Here is an 18,641-nt window from a genome sequence, read left to right on the forward strand (position 1 = left end):
CGGGCGGGCGCGGTGGTGCGCGGGTAGCGCCGGTGGCTGTTCAGCCGGTGGGCGCGGCCGTGGCGCGGAAGCGGCGTCGGTACTCGGCGGGCGCGACGCCGAGCGCCTTGACGAAGGCCCGGCGCATGGCTTCGGGGGTGCCGTATCCGCAGGCGCGCGAGACGAGCGCGACCCCGTCCCCGGTGTCCTCCAGCAGGCGCCGGGCGTGTTCGAGGCGTACGCGTTCGACGTAGCGGCCCGGCGTCGTGCCGGTCTCGGCATGGAAGGCGCGGGCGAAGTGGCGCGGTGACAGGCGGGCCCGGTCCGCGAGCGCCTCCACGGACAGGTCGGCCGCGGGGTGCTCGGTGACCCAGTGCTGGACCTCGCGCAGCGGGTCGCGCCGGGCGGTCTGCGCGGCGAGCTGGGCGCTGAACTGCGCCTGGTTGCCCGGCCGGCGCAGGAACACGACGAGATGGCGGGCCACGGTGAGCGCCACGTCCCGCCCGAGGTCCTCCTCCACGAGCGCGAGCGCCAGGTCGATGCCCGCCGTGACACCGGCGGAGGTCGACACCCGGCCGTCCCGGACGAAGATCGGGTCGGGGTCGACGTCCACCGCCGGGTGGGCGCGGGCGAAGTGGTCGCAGGCCGCCCAGTGCGTGGTGGCGCGCCGCCCGTCGAGCAGTCCGGCCTCGGCGATGAGCAGGGCGCCGGTGCACACGGAGACCAGGCGTTCGGCGTGCGGGCCGTGTTCGCGGAGCCAGTCGATCACCCGTGCGTCGGGGCGCCGGGTGCCCTGGCCGCCGGGGACGAGGAGAGTGTGCGGGCGCGGGGCGTCGGCGAGAGCGAGGTCGGGGACGAGGGTCAGGCCGCTGGAGGTGCGGACGGGGGCGCCGTCCGGCGACGCGGTACGGATCGGGTACGCCGCCGGGTCGCCCGTCGCCTTGCCCGCGCCGGTGAAGACTTCCACCGGTCCGGTCACATCGAGGCTCTGCACGTCGTCGAAGAGGACGACGAGAACGGATCGCTCTGGCATGGCCCCATCCTTGGTGGCGGCGGGGGTGGCCGCAATGACGAATGTCCCACCTTTCCTGCCATGCGGGGTGAGGGGGGTGCCGCCACCCTGTACCGACGTACCGACCAGTCGGTAACGTATTGCCATGAGCTCTCTTCCCTCGCGTGCGGGACGCCGCTGCCACAACGCGCTGAACCCGCTGCACTCCACGGTCTACTTCTCGCCCGACCTGGGCACGGAAATGGCCGCCGTCGGCGTCGAGGACCCCAACGCGGCCTATTTCGCGGCGCGCTCCGCGGCAATGGGCGCTGTCGGGCCGGGCGCGGTCGCCGCCACGTTCTACAACTTCAACCCCGCGCTGATCGCCCGGCACCTGCCCGCCGTGTGGGACACCGCGACCCCCGAGGCGGTGCTGGCGGCCCGGCTGCGCGCCGCGGACGCGACGCTGCGGCGGCTGCTCGGCGAGGACGTCGTCGCGTCGAAGGAGCTGGCCGAGGCAGCGGAACTCGCCCTGCGGGCCACGGAGGCGTGCACGCGGCACGCCCGGCCTCTGTACGCCGCGCACGCGGATCTGCCGGTACCCGTCGAGCCGCACCTCGCGTACTGGCACGCGGCGACCCTGCTGCGCGAACACCGCGGGGACGCGCATCTGGCCGCGCTGCTGCTCGCGGACCTCGATCCGCTGGAGGCGCTGGTGAGCCACACGGCGACGGGCAAGGGCATGGCACCGCGCTGGATCCTCGCGACGCGCGGCTGGGGCCGCACGGACTGGGAGGCGGCGCAGGACCGCCTGCGCGAACGCGGACTGCTGGACGCGGAGGGCTCGTTGACGGAAGCGGGCACGGCACTGCGCAACGAGGTCGAGGCCCACACGGACCGCATGGACCTCGCACCGTACGAGCACCTGGGCGCGCCGGCGGTCGAGCGCCTGACCGAACTGGGCCGCGGCTTCCTGCTGACGGCGTTCGCGGCGGGCGCGTTCCCGTCCTCGGCGACGGGCCGCCCGGCCTGAGCCGGGTGGGCGGCGGGGACGTGGATTCGCTGCGCCGCGCGGGCCGGGCCGGCCGGGCGGGGGCGCCGCACCCGGGACGCCGGGCACGGGTGCCGGGCACAGGGCGCCTTCGGGGGGCGTGCCGCCACTGGGAGGTGCCCTCGCCGGCAGGGCCGGCCATGCGGGACCCTGAGTGAGGGGCGGCGTCCGGAGCGCACCGCCACTGATCGTGCGATCGCCGCCTGGCCGGCCGCCGCAGGCCGGCCGGCGTGCCACGGCGCGAGCGCCGGGACAAGCCCGGCGGGCCTCCCTCCGACATGCCGTCACGGACCGGCCGGCCGTGCGGCGCGGCCGGGCAGCGGCGCCGCGGGCCGGCCGGGATGCACCGCCGACGAGTCACGCAACCCGCCGCAGCCAGGGCGCGGGCCGCCGGCCAAGACGGGCGGTGTCGTGCGGGGGCGTGCGGCAGCAGCCGCAGCGCACCCCCCATGGGCGTCGCTCAGTCCGTCGGGGACGGCTCCGGGGCCGGGAGGCTGCCCGTGCACGTCGCGCGGCCGAATTCGCCGAAGGCCGTTGCGCGCTGGACGTGTTCGCCGCGGATCGCGAGCGTGCAGCCCGCCTCGCCACCCTTCTCGTCCAGCACGATGCTCACGGACGGGTCCTTGCCGAGCGGCACCCGAACCGTCTTTTTCCAGGGCAGTTCGACACCGCTCTCGACGGTCGCCGTCCCGTCCTCGCTGCGGGCCTGGTACGAGATCTCGACGGTGCCCTTGCCCTGGACCTCGTAGGTGACCTCGGCGGTGGGGACGGGCTTGGCCGCCGGCTTGTCCTCCGAGCCGAGCATGCCGTAGCCGACGAGTCCGCCGCAGACCAGGAGCAGGACCGCGGCGATGACGAGCGCGGTGCGGTCGGGCTTGGCAGCGCTTCCCTCCGTCGCGGAGGCGTTCTCGGCCTCGTCCGCCGCGGAGGCCTCCTTGGGGCCTTCAGCGGTGTGCGTCGATGACATGGCAGTCCGGCTTTCTGGTCGGCGCGCATTTCCTGAGCGAATGCACTCGGTACGGAACTGCTCGGGTATACACCATCCGATTGACGCAGGTCGAGTGCGCGGAAATTTCGGACGAAACGCCACGCAAATCACCGCTCGACTGTCCGAAATATCCTGCGAGTTGACACGTGCAAATGATTCCGCTTATGAATCGCTCCACCATGGTCGACCCCACATGGGTGCGGGGGATGCCTCTCGGTATACCCCCTGACCAGTGGGTCTTCTGAGCACGCGTCCCTCTTTTCGATCATGACACAGGCTGCGCCGCATCGCTGAAAGCCCCCACCTTTCTTCGACTCAACCCGCCTGTGTACATGCGCAATTGAATCCGAAAGGGCGGACGCGTGAAAGTTCCGTACGGGAGACATATCTCCTGTCTCATCGTGTCGGCAGTGGCGGGCACGCTGCTGCCGCAGGTGGCCCATGCGGCCCCCTTGTCGTCGTCGAGGGACGACGACAAGGGCGTGGTGGACACCATCGCCGGATGGTTCTCCGACGACGGGGACGACAACAAGCCGCCTACGGGCGGCTCATTGGAGATACCCAGCCGGGAGAAGCTGCCGAAGGGCAAGCGGCTGCCGGAGGCGAAGCGGGTCGAGGAACTGACCGAGCGGCGTACGCCGCAGGCACGGTTCTGGCGGTTGTCGGACGGGCGGGTGGAGGCCGAACTGTCGGCGGTCCCGCTGTCCTACAAGGCCGGCACGGCATGGAAGCCGATCGACACTTCGGTGGTGGCGACCCGGTCGCAGGGGTTCGACTTCGCGAACACCGCCAATGCCGGGCGCAGTTGGTTCGGATCGGACCCGAAGAAGCTCATGCGCTTCGCGGCACCGGACGGCCGCTCGGTCACCCTGGGGCTGGAGGGCGCGGCCAAGGGGCTCAAGCCCGTGGCCAAGGGCGACACGATCACGTACGAGGACGCGGCGGGCGGCGCCGATCTCCAGTACGTGGTCGGCCGCGGCCACGTCAAGGAGAACATCGTCCTCGACGCGGCGCCGTCCGGGCCGGTGTCGTACACCTTCACCCTCGACACCGAGGGGCTGACGCCGAAGGCGCGCGAGGACGGCTCGATCGCGCTCTTCGGCGAGTTGCCGGGCACACCGGTGATGGTCATCCCCGCTCCGTACATGACGGACGCGAAGAAGGACCCGCTGTCGCCGACCGGAGGCACGTACTCCACCAAGGTCGCGCAGAAGCTCGCCCGCGACGGAAAGAGCTGGAGGCTCACCGTCACGCCGGACGCCGAATGGCTCGCGGCGAAGGAGCGGCAGTACCCGGTCGTCATCGACCCCACGATCACCGTCACACCGGGCCCGTCCCAGTCTCAGGACACCATGGTCCTGTCCGACCAGTCCGCGGTGAACTTCAACACCAGCTGGAAGCTGTCGGCGGGCAAGACCGGCACGGGCATCGCCCGCTCGCTGATCAAGTTCCCGCTGGACGAGATCCCTTCGGGCACCAAGGTCGACACCGCGCGCCTGGAGATGTACTTCGACCAGGCGCACACCACCAACGGCAACGACGTCACCATCGGCGCCTACCGGGCGACCGGTGCGTGGGACGAGTCGACGGCCACCTGGTCCAACACCAGTGCGCTGGTGGGCGAGCTCTCGGGCACGACCGTCCAGCAGGACGACGGGGACCCGGGCACCGCCGCGGTCGGCGAGTGGCCGAAGGGCGCCACGACCGGCGGCGCGGCCACCAACGACGACTACGCGTACAACAAGAACACCGCCACCGGTGAGACGTACACCTGGCAGCCGCAGGTCCCGGAGACTGCCAGCTACCGGGTCGACGTCCACTACCCGGCGGCGTCCGACGCGGCCACGGCCGCGCCGTACACCGTCACGCACCGGGACGGCACAAACAACTACACGGTCAACCAGACCGGTACGGGCGGCGTGTGGAAGACGCTGGACACCACCCAGCGCTACTTCTCCAAGGGCAACACCGGCAAGATCGTCCTCGGCGACACCGGCAGCTCCACCTCCCGTACGCTCGCCGACTCGATCCGCCTCGTGAACCCGGGCTCGATCGTGAAGAACACGGGCGAGTACAACCAGTGGCACAAGTTCGCGGTCACCGACACCGTCCAGAAGTGGGTCTCGGGCACCGCGGCCAACCACGGTTTCGTGCTCAAGGCGACCGACGAGTCGTCCACCGCGCTGACCGGCGGCCCGCGCTACGAGGCGGCCGACGGCAACACGTACGGCGGTGAGACCTCCTCCTACCCGCGGCTGACGGTGACCTACGGCAAGGTGGGCGCGGCTCTCGACTCGCCGACCGTGGTGCACTCGACGGGCCCGGAGCTGTCCTGGTCGAAGTACTCCAACAGCACGGGCGACAGCGATCTCGACATCGTCGAGTACCAGCTGCACCGCTCCACGCAGCAGGTCTTCACCCCGTCGGCCGCGACGCTGATCGCGCCGATCCCGGCCGCGGCGACGACGTACACGGACACCACGGCCGTGCCGACCCCGGACTCCAGCTCCTCGGAGATCGGCAAGTCGTACTTCTACCAGCTGGCGGTCAAGACCAAGGGCGGTGAGCTGCTCGGTTCGCCGACACGTGTGGTGGGCATCCCGAAGGCCGGCCGGACGATGAAGATCATCCAGGGCAGCCAGGGCGGCGTCACCGACACCACGCTCTCCTCCGCCCAGCCGACCACCAACCAGGACACCATCCAGTCCTGGGGCGTCGGGCAGAAGTGGCTGAGCGTCGGCAACAACTCCTCCACCTACGGCAAGACCCGTGCGGTGCTGAAGTTCCCCACCACGTCGATCCCGACCACCGCCACGGTGCTCGACAACAAGATGTACATGTGGGGTGCCGAGACCACCACGGAGACGAACGGTGCGATCTATGAACTCCATGCACTGACGCGGGACTTCACCGAGACCCAGGCCACGTGGAACAACGCGAACTCGACCACCGCGTGGACCACGGCCGGCGGTGACATGTCCGCCACCGTCTCCGACACCGTGGCGAGCATGTCCGAGGTCGGACGCCACTGGTGGGACGCCACGAGCCTGATGAACGGCTGGGTGAAGACGCCCACCAGCAACAAGGGCGTCGCGGTCAAGCTGAAGGACGAGTCCACCACCGGCCCGCAGGAACGCACCCTGTTCCTGAACGCGGAGGCCGCGGACCCGCAGCTGCGCCCGTACATGCAGGTCATCTACGTCGACTCGACCACCGAGGACACGTACTACGCGCCGACCACCCCGTCCCGGATGACCCCGAACACCACGTACACGGTGGAGTTCACGGTCACCAACACCACCGCTTCGGCGTGGGCCGCGGGTGAGCGGGAGCTCTCCTACACCTGGAAGCTGCCCGACGGCACGGACGTGACGACCGGCGGCAACCAGCTGGAGACGGCGATCCCGGCGCTGCTGCCGGGCAAGTCGGCCACGATCCAGGCCAAGGTCGCCACCCCGATCAACTCGGACTCCGGCAACAAGCGGGGCGAGTACGTGCTGGGCTGGGACGTCCGCAAGATCTCGGACGGCACCTGGCTGTCGGGCGGGACCGGCGGCATTCCGTCGCTGAAGCAGAACGTGGCGGTGGAGGACCCCACCTCCAACAGCCTCGGCCTGGAGAAGTTCTACAGCTACACCGGCAAGAACACCGGCGCCGGCTCGACGGTCATGAACAACCTGGGCTCGGGCAACAGCGTCTGGTCGTACAACGCGATCAACAACCCCGGCCGTGGTCTGAACACGTTCGCACGGTTCGCGTACAACTCGCTCGACACCTCGGACACCGTCCTCGGTGCGGGCTGGTCCGCCCAGGTCTCCGGCCCGATCCGGCTCGGCGCCCCGCTGGACTTCCACCCCAACCCGAACCCGACGGAGATCCGTCTCCCGGACGGGGACGGCACCACGCACGTCTTCCGCAAGCAGCCGGACGGCTCGTGGAAGGCACCCGCGGGTGTCCACTACAAGGTCACGATGAAGTCGGGCCTGGACTGCAAGCCGACCAAGGACCCGGTCCCGGACGCCTGGACGCTGACCCGCCCCGACGGCACCCGCTTCCTCTTCGGCTGCGACGGCTACATGACGTCCACGGTCGACAAGAACGGCAACACGCAGACGTTCACCTACGAGGAGCGCAAGTCCAACAACAAGCCGACCAAGTTCCTGACCTACATCACGGACCCGGCCGGCCGTCAGACGCTCACCCTCGACTACTACAAGAAGGGTGACGCGAGCTACGAGTACATCGACGCCACAGGCGCGAAGGTCACCGGCTCGAACCTGACCAACTCCAAGATCTACGACCACGTGAAGTCCATGACGGACATCTCCGGCCGCAAGATCACCTTCTACTACACCGACAAGGGCCTGCTCGGTCAGTTCACCGACGGTGCCGGCTCGTCCCAGCCGAAGGACTTCAAGTTCACCTACGACGCCACGCAGGGGAACAAGAACGTCAAGCTGGTCAAGGCCACCGACCCGCGCGGCAACGCGACAGGCATGGCGTACTACGCCCCGCAGACGGGCGACGACCCGAAGTACCACTGGTGGACCAAGACGGTCACCGACCGGATGAACGGCGCCACCGGCTTCACGTATGCCGTGAACGCCGGGAACACCAAGTTCACCGACACCAAAGTCACCGACGCCGAGAACCACACCACCGACTACGTGACGGACGACTTCCTCCGTCCGGTGCAGACGACCAACGCCAAGGCGCAGACCACGAAGATGTCGTGGGACGCGGACAACAACGTCACCTACATGGAGGAGGCCAACGGCGCGAAGACCGCGTACTGCTACGACCAGAAGTCGGGCTACCCGCTCTGGCAGCGTGACGCCGAGAACAACAAGGCGGGTGTGCCGCCGCAGTCGGACTGCGCACCCGGTGTGTACCCGGCGAACGCCCAGAAGTTCGAGTACCAGACCCGTCTGGACGGTTACTCGGCCGACCTGTTCAAGAAGACGTCTCCCGAGGGCCGCACCTGGCAGTTCGGTTACGACTCCTTCGGCAATCTGAAGACCGTCACCGACCCCAAGGGCGTCGCCACGACCGGCACGGCCGGCGACTACACCACGTCGTACGACTACGACGTCCACGGGCAGCTGACGAAGACGACCGACGCCAACGGCAACGTCAACACCAACAGTGACTTCGACCCGGTCGGTTACCCGAAGCGGCTGACCGACGCGAACAACGACTCGGCCACGTTCGTCTACGACGTGCGCGGTCAGGTCACCGAGGTCACCGACGCCCTGGGGACGAAGACCACGCAGACGTACGACACGTTCGGGCGTCCACTGGTCAACACCGTGCCCAAGGAGCAGTCCGCGGGCGTGTACATCACCAAGCCCGCCCCGCTCTACGACGCCAACGACAACGTGGTGCGCACGACGGCTCCGAACGGCGCCGTCACGACCGCGGTGTACGACCTGGCCGACCAGATCACCGCGAGCACCGCCGCGCCCAACAACAACACGGCGCCGCGGAAGTCGACCTACACGTACGACAAGGTCGGCAACGTCACGAAGACCACGGAGCCCAAGGGCAACGAGGCCAGCGCCACGGCGGGGTCGTACACGACGACCAATGTCTTCGACACGATCTACCAGCTCACGAGCGTGGTGAGCGCGCAGGGCGACAAGCTGTCGTACGAGTACGACAACGTCGGCAACCTGGTGACGGTCGTCGACCCGAAGAAGAACCTCACCGCCGACACCACGGACTTCGTGGCGAAGACCGAGTACGACCTGAACCACCGTGCGGTCAAGAGCATCGACGCGGCGGGGAAGTACACCACCCAGTCCTACGACAAGGACTCGCTGGTCGTCGCCACGACGGACAAGGAGGGCAACACGACGACCGTCACGTACGACGAGCGCGGCAAGGTCGTCGAGCAGAAGGTGCCGTACGAGGGCACCACGGTCCGGTCGACGAAGTTCGAGTACGACCAGGCCGGCAACCGGACCAAGGTGATCTCCCCGCGGGGTACCGCGACGGCCGCCACCGAGGACTTCGCCACCAGGACCGAGTACGACAAGCTGAACCGCCCGGTCAAGGAGTTCAAGCCGTACGACCCGGCGGACTCCCGGTACACCAGCCCGAACGTCTACACGCAGACGTTCTACGACCGCGTCGGCCGCGTCACGAAGGTGTCGGCCCCGCCGTCCGAGGGACAGACGACCCGAAACGACACGTCGTACGCGTACTTCGACAACGGCTGGATCAAGACGGCCACCGACCCGTGGGACATCGTCACGTCCTACCAGTACAACGACCTGGGCCAGCAGACCTCGCGGACGCTGACCTCGGCCGGCGGCTCCTCGTCGCGGACGATGGGCTGGACGTACCACCCGGACGGCAGCCTCAAGGCGCGTACCGACGAGGGCGTTCCGGTCGGTCAGCAGGTGGTGCTGGTCGACGACTCCGACAGCCAGAACACCTCGGCGACGGGCACCTGGACCACCGGTGACACGACCGGTCAGCAGGGCTACGGCCACCGCACCCACGCCGCCGGCGCGGGCACGGACGCCTTCACGTGGACGCTGAACGTGCCGCAGGACGGCACCTACACCGCCTACGCGAAGTTCCCGCAAGTCACCGGCGCAGCCACGACCGCGAAGTACACCGTCACCCACGACGGCACGCCGACCGACACGACCGTGAACCAGAACACGGCGGCCGGCACCTGGGTGAGCCTCGGTTCGTACGCCTTCAAGAAGGGCAACACGGACAAGATCACGCTGGCGCAGAACAGCGGCGGCAAGGCCGTCGCCGACGCCGTCAAGCTGGTACGTGACACGACGCTCGACATCGACACCGAGAAGCTCGACTTCACCTACGGCTACGACCTCAACGGCAACCTGACCTCGATCGGCGACACCTCCACGGGTGCGAAGGTCGACAGCTATGCCGTGACCTACAACGGCCTCAACCAGGTCCAGAAGGTCACCGAGTCGCTGGCCGGCCTGGAGAAGAAGGCGACCTCTCTCACCTACGACCCCAACGGTCAGCCGGAGACGGTCACCCACCCCAGCCAGTTCTCCCGGTACACCTACGACGTGCGCGGTCTCGTCGCCTCGGTGTCGGTGGGCAAGAACGCGAGCGACACCTCGCCCGAGGTCACCTCGTACACCTACACCGCCCGTGGTCAGACGCTGAAGGAGACCAAGGCCAACGGCAACACGGCCGACCACACCTACTACCTGAACAGCCTGCTGAAGAGCCAGACGGAGAAGAAGCCGAACGGCACGCTGGTCTCGTCGCACACCTACGCCTACGACGCCAACGGCAACAAGGCGCAGGACGTGGCGAAGAAGATGAACGCCGACAACCACGCGGCGTACCTCGACTCCACCACGGCCTACACCTACGACCCGGTCGACCGGCTCGCCAAGGCGGTCAAGACGGGCAACGGTGCGGGCACCGAGACCTACGTCCACGACGACAACGCCAATGTGATCAGCCAGACGGTCAAGGGGGTCTCCTCGACCTTCGCCTACGACCGCAACCGGCTGCTCAGCTCCACGGCGAACGGCGTCACGGCCGGCTACTCGTACGACCCGTTCGGCCGTCTGGTGAGCGTCTCCGCCGCGGGCAAGGTCATCGAGAGCAAGAAGTACGACGGCTTCGACCACGTCGTGGAGAACACCAAGCTCGACGACAACGGGACGAGCAGCACGACCACCCGGTACGCGTTCGACCCGCTGGACCGCACCACGTCCAAGACGGCGAACGGCAAGACCACCGACTTCTTCTACCTCGGCCTGTCGACCGAGGTGCTCAGCGAGGAAGTCGCGGGCGCGCTGACCAAGTCGTACCAGTACAACCCGTGGGGTGAGCGGCTGTCGCAGATCACGCACGGCACCGGCGGCACCGAGGAACTGGGCGTCTACGGCTACAACAGCCACACCGACGTCGAGACCCTCACCGGCACCACGGGCGATACCACGTCCACCTACGGCTACACCGCCTACGGCAAGGACGACGACTCCGAGTTCACCGGCATCGACAAGCCCGACGCCGCCGACCCGACGAAGGAGGCGTACAACGCCTACCGCTACAACTCCAAGCGCTGGGACGCCCAGTCGGGCACGTACGACATGGGCTTCCGGGACTACAACCCGGGGCTGAACCGCTTCACCAGCCGCGACATGTACAACGGGGCACTTGCCGACATGAGCCTCGGCAGCGACCCCTACACCGGCAACCGGTACGCGTTCACCGGCGGCAACCCCACCACGAACGTCGAGATCGACGGCCACGACTGGTGCATCCCGTACATGGAGTGCATCGGGCCCAAGATCGTGTTCTCGGCCGTGTACGTGACCGGGGTCAACTACGCGATGCATGACGTCGCGAAGGGCCTGCACCTGGTCGAGCCGCTCGTCCCCGAGTCGGTGAAGGGCACGGAGAGCGATCCGACCGCGATCGGGCTCGGCTTTGAATGGGCGACGGACTCTGGGCCGCGTCACCGGTACCTGAACGGTGACAACCAGTTCACCAAGACGCTCATGGACAGCCGGCACGTCAACGAAACGCGGCAGTACGTCGCGGACCAGCTCACCAGCGGCGGCATCGGTGTGGGCGAGGAGAAGAAATACCCCTACCAGCTCGCCGCCGGCGGGGACGCGGTCGCCAGCGCCAAGATGCTCTTCGACGACTTCACCTCGAACCAGTCCGCCGCGTTCCTGGGGTCGTACACCCTCAACTTCGAGGTCCAGTCCGTGAACAAGAAGAAAGGAACGATGACGGTCAGGTTCAGCATCGACAATTCCAGCACCATCAATTCGGCCACCCGGCCCCCGCCGCCGGTGGGTTACAGCGATGCCTGGGACGACCTCGTCGCCGGACCGCTCAACGACATCTACTTCGCCACCGGCGACATGTCCGAGCGGACGCAATACATCTCCTGGACCGAGGAGATATCCATCAGTGACACCTCGGACCACGAATCGGTGGAGCCGATTCCGGAGACCACGCAATGGGAGCCCGCCCCCGGTGGCGGCGGGTGGATCTGAGGAAAAGACACCGCGGACCGGTGCATCGAGCGGGTGATAGGTTGATGCGATCCCGCAGCCCGCGATGACACCGATGACGCACCGAGACGGACGGCTCCGGGAAACCGGGGCCGTCCGGCTCGCCATATTCCCCCCGGAAAGGCACGACGTGAACTTCCCTTCCCTCAGGGCGCGCGTTGCGGGCGCGGCAGTCCTGGTATCGCTCACGGCCGCATGCGGTCGGATACCCCCCGCCTATCCCGATCCCGCACCCGCGGTCACCGAGGCCGAAGTGATCGGCGTCTGGAAGGGCGACTGCGGCGCGACGTTCACCGTCGAGGAGGGCGGCGCCGCCGAAATCACCGACTTTCCTGTGGAATACGACAGGGACAGCGGTGTGCAAAAGGCATCGGGACCGGCGCAGTGGCGCCTCCTGAAGGCGACGAAGAACATTCCGCAGCAGCTCGATCTCGTGCGCGACCAGAAGGCCCACACCCTGAGCTTCGGGCTGCAGGAGGGCCGGATGTTCCTTCAGCTGCTCCTCGTCGACCCCGCCGACTTCTCCTACGACTGCGATTTCCGCCGCGTCTAGGGGGTCCGCCGCGGCGCATGGGGCGGGCACGCGACACGGCAGGGCGGCACCCGGCACAATGCAGGCTCAAGCACAGCCAGCACGAGAAGGCGAGTCGGGAAACCGTGACCACGTCCATCGAAGGCAGGATCGCCGAGGAGCTCGGCGTACGCGAGCGGCAGGTGAAGGCGGCCGTCGAGCTGCTCGACGGCGGGTCGACCGTGCCGTTCATCGCGCGCTACCGCAAGGAAGCGACCGAGATGCTCGACGACGCGCAGCTGCGCACGCTCGAGGAGCGGCTGCGGTATCTGCGAGAGCTGGAGGAGCGGCGGACCGCGATTCTGGAGTCCGTCCGCGAGCAGGGCAAGCTGACCGACGAGGTCGAGGCGCAGATCCGGGCCGCCGACACGAAGGCGCGGCTGGAGGACATCTACCTGCCCTTCAAGCCCAAGCGGCGCACCAAGGCGCAGATCGCCCGCGAGGCCGGGCTCGAACCGCTGGCGGAGGGGCTGCTCGGCGACCCGTCCGTGGAGCCGCTCGCGGCGGCCGCCGCGTTCGTCGACGCGGAGAAGGGCGTCGCGGACCCGGCCGCGGCACTGGAGGGCGCGCGGGCGATCCTGACCGAACGTTTCTCCGAGGACGCCGACCTGATCGGTGAACTGCGCGAGCGGATGTGGAAGCGGGGCCGGCTCGCGGCGAAGGTCCGCGAGGGCAAGGAGGAGGCGGGCGCGAAGTTCGCCGACTACTTCGACTTCGCCGAGGCGTACACCGAGCTCCCCTCGCACCGCATCCTCGCGATGTTCCGCGGCGAGAAGGAGGAGGTCCTCGACCTCGTCCTGGAGCCCGAGGAGCCGGTGGAGGGTCCCTCGTCGTACGAGGGGATCGTCGCGGCCCGCTTCGGCATCGCGCAGCAGGGTCGGCCCGGTGACAAGTGGCTGGCCGACACCGTGCGCTGGGCCTGGCGGACGCGGATCCTCGTCCACCTCGGCATCGACCTGCGGCTGCGGCTGCGTACGGCCGCCGAGGACGAGGCGGTGCGGGTCTTCGCCGCGAACCTGCGGGACCTGCTGCTGGCGGCGCCCGCCGGCACACGCGCCACGCTCGGACTCGACCCCGGCTTCCGTACCGGCGTGAAGGTCGCGGTCGTGGACGCGACAGGCAAGGTCGTCGCCACCGACACGATCTACCCGCACGTCCCGGCCAACAAGTGGGACGAGTCGCTGGCCAAGCTGGCCCGCCTGGCGAAGCAGCACGCGGTCGAGCTGGTCGCGATCGGCAACGGCACGGCGTCCCGCGAGACCGACAAGCTCGCCGGTGACCTCATCGCCCGGCACCCGGAGCTCGGCCTGACCAAGGTCATGGTGTCGGAGGCCGGGGCCTCGGTGTACTCCGCGTCCGCGTTCGCCTCCCAGGAACTGCCCGGCCTCGACGTGTCGCTGCGCGGGGCCGTGTCGATCGCGCGGCGGCTGCAGGACCCGCTCGCCGAGCTGGTGAAGATCGACCCCAAGTCGATCGGTGTCGGCCAGTACCAGCACGACCTGTCCGAGGTGAAGCTGTCGCGCTCCCTCGACGCGGTGGTCGAGGACTGTGTGAACGGTGTCGGCGTCGACGTCAACACCGCGTCCGCGCCGCTGCTGTCGCGTGTGTCGGGCATCGGCGCGGGCCTCGCCGAGAACATCGTGGCCCACCGGGACTCCCACGGCCCCTTCCGCTCCCGCAAGGCGCTCAAGGACGTGGCGCGGCTCGGCCCGAAGGCGTACGAGCAGTGCGCGGGCTTCCTGCGGATCCGCGGCGGTGACGACCCGCTGGACGCCTCCAGCGTGCACCCGGAGGCGTATCCGGTGGTGCGGCGCATGGTCAAAACGACCGGTGGCGAGGTCGCCTCGCTGATCGGGAACACGTCGGTGCTGCGTTCGCTGAAGCCGTCCGAGTTCGTGGACGACACCTTCGGTCTGCCGACGGTGACGGACATCCTGCGCGAGCTGGAGAAGCCGGGGCGCGACCCGCGTCCCGCCTTCAGGACGGCGACGTTCAAGGAGGGCGTGGAGAAGATCGGCGACCTGGCCTCCGGAATGGTGCTGGAGGGCGTGGTCACGAACGTCGCCGCGTTCGGGGCGTTCGTGGATGTCGGTGTCCACCAGGACGGTCTGGTCCACGTGTCGGCGATGTCGAAGACGTTCGTCAAGGACCCGCGCGACGTGGTGAAGCCCGGCGACGTGGTCAAGGTGAAGGTGCTCGACGTCGACATCCCGCGCAAGCGGATCTCGCTGACCCTGCGGCTGGACGACGAGGCGGCGGCACCGTCGGGCGGGGCCGGCGCGCCGCGGCGTGAGCGCGGCGGGCGTCCGCCTCAGCAGCGCCAGGGCGGCGGGCGCGAGCGCCGCGGCGCGGGCACCGGCGGCGGTGGCGGGGGCGCGCGTCAGGCCCCGGCACCGGCGAACAGCGCGATGGCGGACGCCTTGCGCAAGGCGGGGCTGCTGGACCCGAAGGGCGGCGGCCGGCGCGGCTGAGCGCGGCGCGGGCCCGGGGCGGGGTGGGGGAGGTCTCCCCCACCCCGCTCCGGCTTCCCACTGGGCTCCGAATGGTTGCGGGTCGCAAGCACTTTGCTTCGGGCGGGGTGCGCACGCACTCGGCCGTCCGCAGCCCGTCCGCCACGACAGGAAAACGTGCTGACATACCGTCCGGCCTGAACCACCTACAGGATGCGCGGGGGCCGGGGGCAGGGGAGCCGGCCACGCGGCTGATGGCCGGCCGCCGGTGTCACTGCTCGGTCACCTTCCCGTCGGCCACCTCGACGCGCCGCGTGGTGCGGACGGCGTCCAGCATCCGGCGGTCGTGGGTGACGAGCAGCAGCGTGCCCGTGTACGCCTCGAGCGCCGACTCCAGCTGCTCGATGGCCGGCAGGTCGAGATGGTTGGTCGGCTCGTCGAGGACCAGCAGGTTGACCCCGCGGCCCTGGAGCAGGGCCAGGGCCGCGCGGGTGCGCTCGCCCGGGGAGAGGGAGGTCGCCGGGCGGAGCACGTGTCCGGCCTTGAGCCCGAACTTGGCCAGCAGCGTGCGGACGTCGGCCGGTTCCGTGTCGGGGACGGCCGCGCAGAACGCGTCCAGCAGCGACTGCGTCCCGTGGAACAGCTTCCGCGCCTGGTCGACCTCGCCGACGACGACACCCGAGCCGAGCGAGGCGTGCCCGGCGTCGAGGCCGAGGCGGCCGAGGAGCGCGCCCAGCAGCGTCGACTTGCCCGCGCCGTTCGCGCCCGTGATCGCGACGCGGTCGGCCCAGTCGATCTGCAGCGACGCCGGACCGAAGCGGAAGTCGCCGCGCTGGATCTCGGCCTCGCGCAGGGTCGCCACGACGGAGCCGGAGCGGGGCGCGGCGGCGATCTCCATCCGCAGCTCCCACTCCTTGCGGGGCTCGTCCACCACGTCGAGCCGTTCGATCATGCGCTGGGTCTGGCGTGCCTTCGCCGCCTGCTTCTCGCTCGCCTCGCTGCGCAGCTTGCGGCCGATCTTGTCGTTGTCGGTCGCCTTGCGGCGGGCGTTCTTCACGCCCTTGTCCATCCAGGAGCGCTGCATATTGGCGCGGCTCTCGAGGGCGGCCTTCTTGTCGGCGTACTCCTCGAACTCCTCGCGCGCGTGCCGACGGGCCGTCTCGCGCTCTTCCAGGTAGGCCGCGTAACCGCCCCCGTAGAGGGTGATCTGCTGTTGGGCAAGGTCCAGTTCGAGGACCTTGGTGACCGTGCGGGTCAGGAACTCGCGGTCGTGGCTCACGACGACCGTGCCCGCGCGCAGGCCCTGGACGAAGCTCTCCAGCCGCTCCAGGCCGTCCAGGTCGAGGTCGTTGGTGGGCTCGTCGAGCAGGAAGACGTCGTAGCGGGACAGCAGGAGGGACGCCAGTCCGGCGCGCGCGGCCTGACCGCCGGAGAGCGAGGTCATGGGCTGGTCGAGGCCGACGGCGAGCCCGAGCGAGTCGGCGACCTCCTCGGCGCGCTCGTCGAGGTCGGCGCCGCCGAGGTCAAGCCAGCGCTCCAGGCTCACCGCGTAGGCGTCGTCCGCGCCGGGCGTACCGTCGACGAGCCCCTGGGTGGCCTCGTCCATGGCGGCCTGCGCGGCGGCCACGCCGGTGCGCCGGGCGAGGAAGTCCCGCACGGACTCGCCCTCGCGGCGCTCGGGCTCCTGCGGGAGGTGGCCGACGGTCGCGGTGGGCGGCGATAGCCGCAGCTCGCCGTGCTCGGGGCGGTCGAGTCCGGCGAGCAGGCGCAGGAGGGTGGACTTCCCCGCACCGTTGGCACCGACGAGGCCGATGACGTCGCCGGGCGCGACGACGAGATCGAGGGCCGAGAACAGCGAACGGTCGCCGTGGCCGGCGGCGAGGTCCTTCGCGACGAGAGTGGCAGTCATCAGGACGCCGATCCTAGGCCAGCGCGGAAGGACGGCCGTACCCGTCCTCGACAGGGCCGCGCCGCCTTCCCGGGCCATGGGCTACGGTCCCGGCATGAACGGTGACGTACTGGTGCTGGGCGGCGGCGTCATAGGGCTGACGACGGCCGTGGTGCTCGCGGAGAGCGGCAGGCGCGTGCGGGTCTGGTCCCGGGAGCCGGGCGACGCCACCACCTCCGCGGTGGCCGGCGCGCTGTGGTGGCCGTACCGCATCGAGCCGGAGGCCCTCGCGGGCACGTGGGCGCTCGACTCGCTGCGGGTCTACGAGGAGCTGGCGGCCCGCGCGGAGGAGACCGGGGTACGGATCGTGCCCGGCGTCCACGCGGACCTGCGGCTCGCGGGGCTCGGGGCGTGGGCGGCGAAGGTCGAGGGGCTGCGCGCCGCAGGCCCCGGCGAGCTGCCTGCCGGGTACGCGGCGGGGCTACGGGCCAGTATTCCCTTGATCGACATGCCCGTTCACCTGCGCTGGCTGGAGAAGCGGCTGGTCGAGGCGGGCGGCACGGTCGAACGCCGCCTGGTGACCTCCTTCGGACAGGCACAGGCGGAGAGCGGGGCGCGGGTGCTCGTGAACTGCACGGGTCTGGGCGCCCGTGAGCTGGTGCCCGACCCCTCTCTGCGGCCGGTGCGGGGGCAGCTGGTCCTGGTGGAGAACCCGGGCGTGACGGAGTGGTTCACCGCCGCAGACGCCGCGTCGGCGGAGACCACGTACTTCTTCCCGCAGCCGGGGCGGCTCGTCCTCGGCGGGACGGCCGACGAGGATGTGTGGTCGCTGGAGCCGGACGCCGCGGCGGCCGCGGCGATCGTGGCGCGCTGCGCCCGTGTCCACCCGGCCATCGGGGACGCCCGGGTGCTCGGCCACCGGGTGGGACTGCGACCGGCCCGCAGCGGCGGTGTCCGCCTCACCTCCGAACGCCTGCCGGGCGGCGCCCTGCTGATCCACAACTACGGCCACGGCGGCGCGGGCGTGACGGTGGCCTGGGGCTGCGCCCGCGCGGCGGCGTCGCGGGCGGGCTGAGGCCCGGTCGCGCAATGAGGCCGGCGCCGACGGCTTGAGCGGACCGCGCCACGAGGCCGGCGCCGACGGCTTGAGCGGACGCGCGTCGCCATGAGGCCGGCGCCGGTGGCCTGAGCGCGGTCGCGCCGTGAGGCGCGGGGTCCCCCGGCTCCGGACGCCCCGGTCGCCGGACCAGGCGGGGGGCCGGCGGGGCTCGGGCGGGGCTGGTCGGACGTCGGCGCGGCCGGTGGGCCGGTGGGGTCGGTGGGCCGGTGGGCCGGTCCCGGTGGGGTCGGTGGGCCGGTGGGGTCGGTGGGCCGGTGGGCCGTCGGTGGGCCGGTGGGCCGTCGGTTGGCCGGTCCGGTGGGCCGGTGGGGCCGGTGGGCTGGAGGGGTCGGCGCGCCCGGCAGGGGCAGCGGGCGATGGGGCCCAGCAGGGGGCGTGTGGGCTGGTCGCGCCAGGAGGGCGCGAGGCCCAGGCCGGGCCGGGGCTGCGGCGGGGGTAGGGGTCCAGCGGCGGGGGCTCCGGCAGGGGCAGTGCGGCCGGTCGCGCCGGGGTGCCAGGCCAAGCCGGGCCAGTCCGCGGCGGGCCTGCGGGGCCCAGCAGGGTCGGGTCCGCCCAGCGGAGTCGGCGG

At 70.3% G+C, this 18,641-nt stretch carries 8 protein-coding genes; 5 read left to right on the forward strand and 3 right to left on the reverse strand.

The genetic code is table 11. The annotated features are described in order from the left end of the window. Positions 1-40: 40 nt before the first annotated feature. Positions 41-1,012, reverse strand: a complete 972-nt coding sequence (locus ACF08N_RS00775) for a GlxA family transcriptional regulator (protein WP_392322373.1) — start codon at positions 1,010-1,012, stop codon at positions 41-43. A gap of 124 nt (positions 1,013-1,136) precedes the next feature. Here ACF08N_RS00775 and ACF08N_RS00780 point away from each other — a divergent pair, with 124 nt between their 5' ends. Continuing rightward, positions 1,137-2,003, forward strand: coding sequence for a hypothetical protein (locus ACF08N_RS00780; RefSeq protein WP_392322374.1), 867 nt, complete (start codon positions 1,137-1,139; stop codon positions 2,001-2,003). A 478-nt stretch (positions 2,004-2,481) separates the two neighbouring features. Here the strand turns inward: ACF08N_RS00780 and ACF08N_RS00785 are convergent, their stop codons facing one another. Beyond that, positions 2,482-2,988 (reverse strand): hypothetical protein, encoded by a 507-nt coding sequence (locus tag ACF08N_RS00785; RefSeq protein ID WP_392322375.1) that lies wholly within the window; start codon positions 2,986-2,988, stop codon positions 2,482-2,484. 1,373 nt (positions 2,989-4,361) lie between these two features. Between ACF08N_RS00785 and ACF08N_RS00790 the strand changes: the two genes are divergently transcribed. The 3 genes from ACF08N_RS00790 (at position 4,362) to ACF08N_RS00800 (ending at position 15,086) form a co-directional block, all read left to right on the forward strand. After that, positions 4,362-12,026, forward strand: coding sequence for a DNRLRE domain-containing protein (locus ACF08N_RS00790; protein ID WP_392322860.1), 7,665 nt, complete (start codon positions 4,362-4,364; stop codon positions 12,024-12,026). Between the two features lie 73 nt (positions 12,027-12,099). Further along, positions 12,100-12,597 carry a hypothetical protein gene (locus ACF08N_RS00795; protein WP_392322376.1) on the forward strand — a complete coding sequence of 166 codons (498 nt, stop codon included), beginning with the start codon at positions 12,100-12,102 and terminating at the stop codon, positions 12,595-12,597. A gap of 104 nt (positions 12,598-12,701) precedes the next feature. Continuing rightward, positions 12,702-15,086 carry a Tex family protein gene (locus tag ACF08N_RS00800; RefSeq protein WP_392322377.1) on the forward strand — a complete coding sequence of 795 codons (2,385 nt, stop codon included), beginning with the start codon at positions 12,702-12,704 and terminating at the stop codon, positions 15,084-15,086. Between the two features lie 250 nt (positions 15,087-15,336). On the opposite strand, the gene ACF08N_RS00805 is transcribed toward ACF08N_RS00800, so the two are convergent. Beyond that, positions 15,337-16,974 carry an ABC-F family ATP-binding cassette domain-containing protein gene (locus ACF08N_RS00805; RefSeq protein ID WP_392322378.1) on the reverse strand — a complete coding sequence of 546 codons (1,638 nt, stop codon included), beginning with the start codon at positions 16,972-16,974 and terminating at the stop codon, positions 15,337-15,339. Between the two features lie 94 nt (positions 16,975-17,068). Here ACF08N_RS00805 and ACF08N_RS00810 point away from each other — a divergent pair, with 94 nt between their 5' ends. After that, positions 17,069-18,028, forward strand: coding sequence for an FAD-dependent oxidoreductase (locus tag ACF08N_RS00810; RefSeq protein WP_392322379.1), 960 nt, complete (start codon positions 17,069-17,071; stop codon positions 18,026-18,028). Positions 18,029-18,641 lie beyond the last annotated feature (613 nt).

The sequence above is a fragment of the Streptomyces sp. NPDC015127 genome (genome assembly GCF_043080095.1).
GTDB lineage: Bacteria > Actinomycetota > Actinomycetes > Streptomycetales > Streptomycetaceae > Streptomyces.

Coding starts and splice junctions, on each gene's coding strand:
- ACF08N_RS00775 (WP_392322373.1), bottom strand. CDS start 1,012: ATGCCAGAGCGATCCGTTCTCGTCGTCCTCTTCGACGACGTGCAGAGC.
- ACF08N_RS00780 (WP_392322374.1), top strand. CDS start 1,137: ATGAGCTCTCTTCCCTCGCGTGCGGGACGCCGCTGCCACAACGCGCTG.
- ACF08N_RS00785 (WP_392322375.1), bottom strand. CDS start 2,988: ATGTCATCGACGCACACCGCTGAAGGCCCCAAGGAGGCCTCCGCGGCG.
- ACF08N_RS00790 (WP_392322860.1), top strand. CDS start 4,362: ATGGTCCTGTCCGACCAGTCCGCGGTGAACTTCAACACCAGCTGGAAG.
- ACF08N_RS00795 (WP_392322376.1), top strand. CDS start 12,100: ATGACGCACCGAGACGGACGGCTCCGGGAAACCGGGGCCGTCCGGCTC.
- ACF08N_RS00805 (WP_392322378.1), bottom strand. CDS start 16,974: ATGACTGCCACTCTCGTCGCGAAGGACCTCGCCGCCGGCCACGGCGAC.
- ACF08N_RS00810 (WP_392322379.1), top strand. CDS start 17,069: ATGAACGGTGACGTACTGGTGCTGGGCGGCGGCGTCATAGGGCTGACG.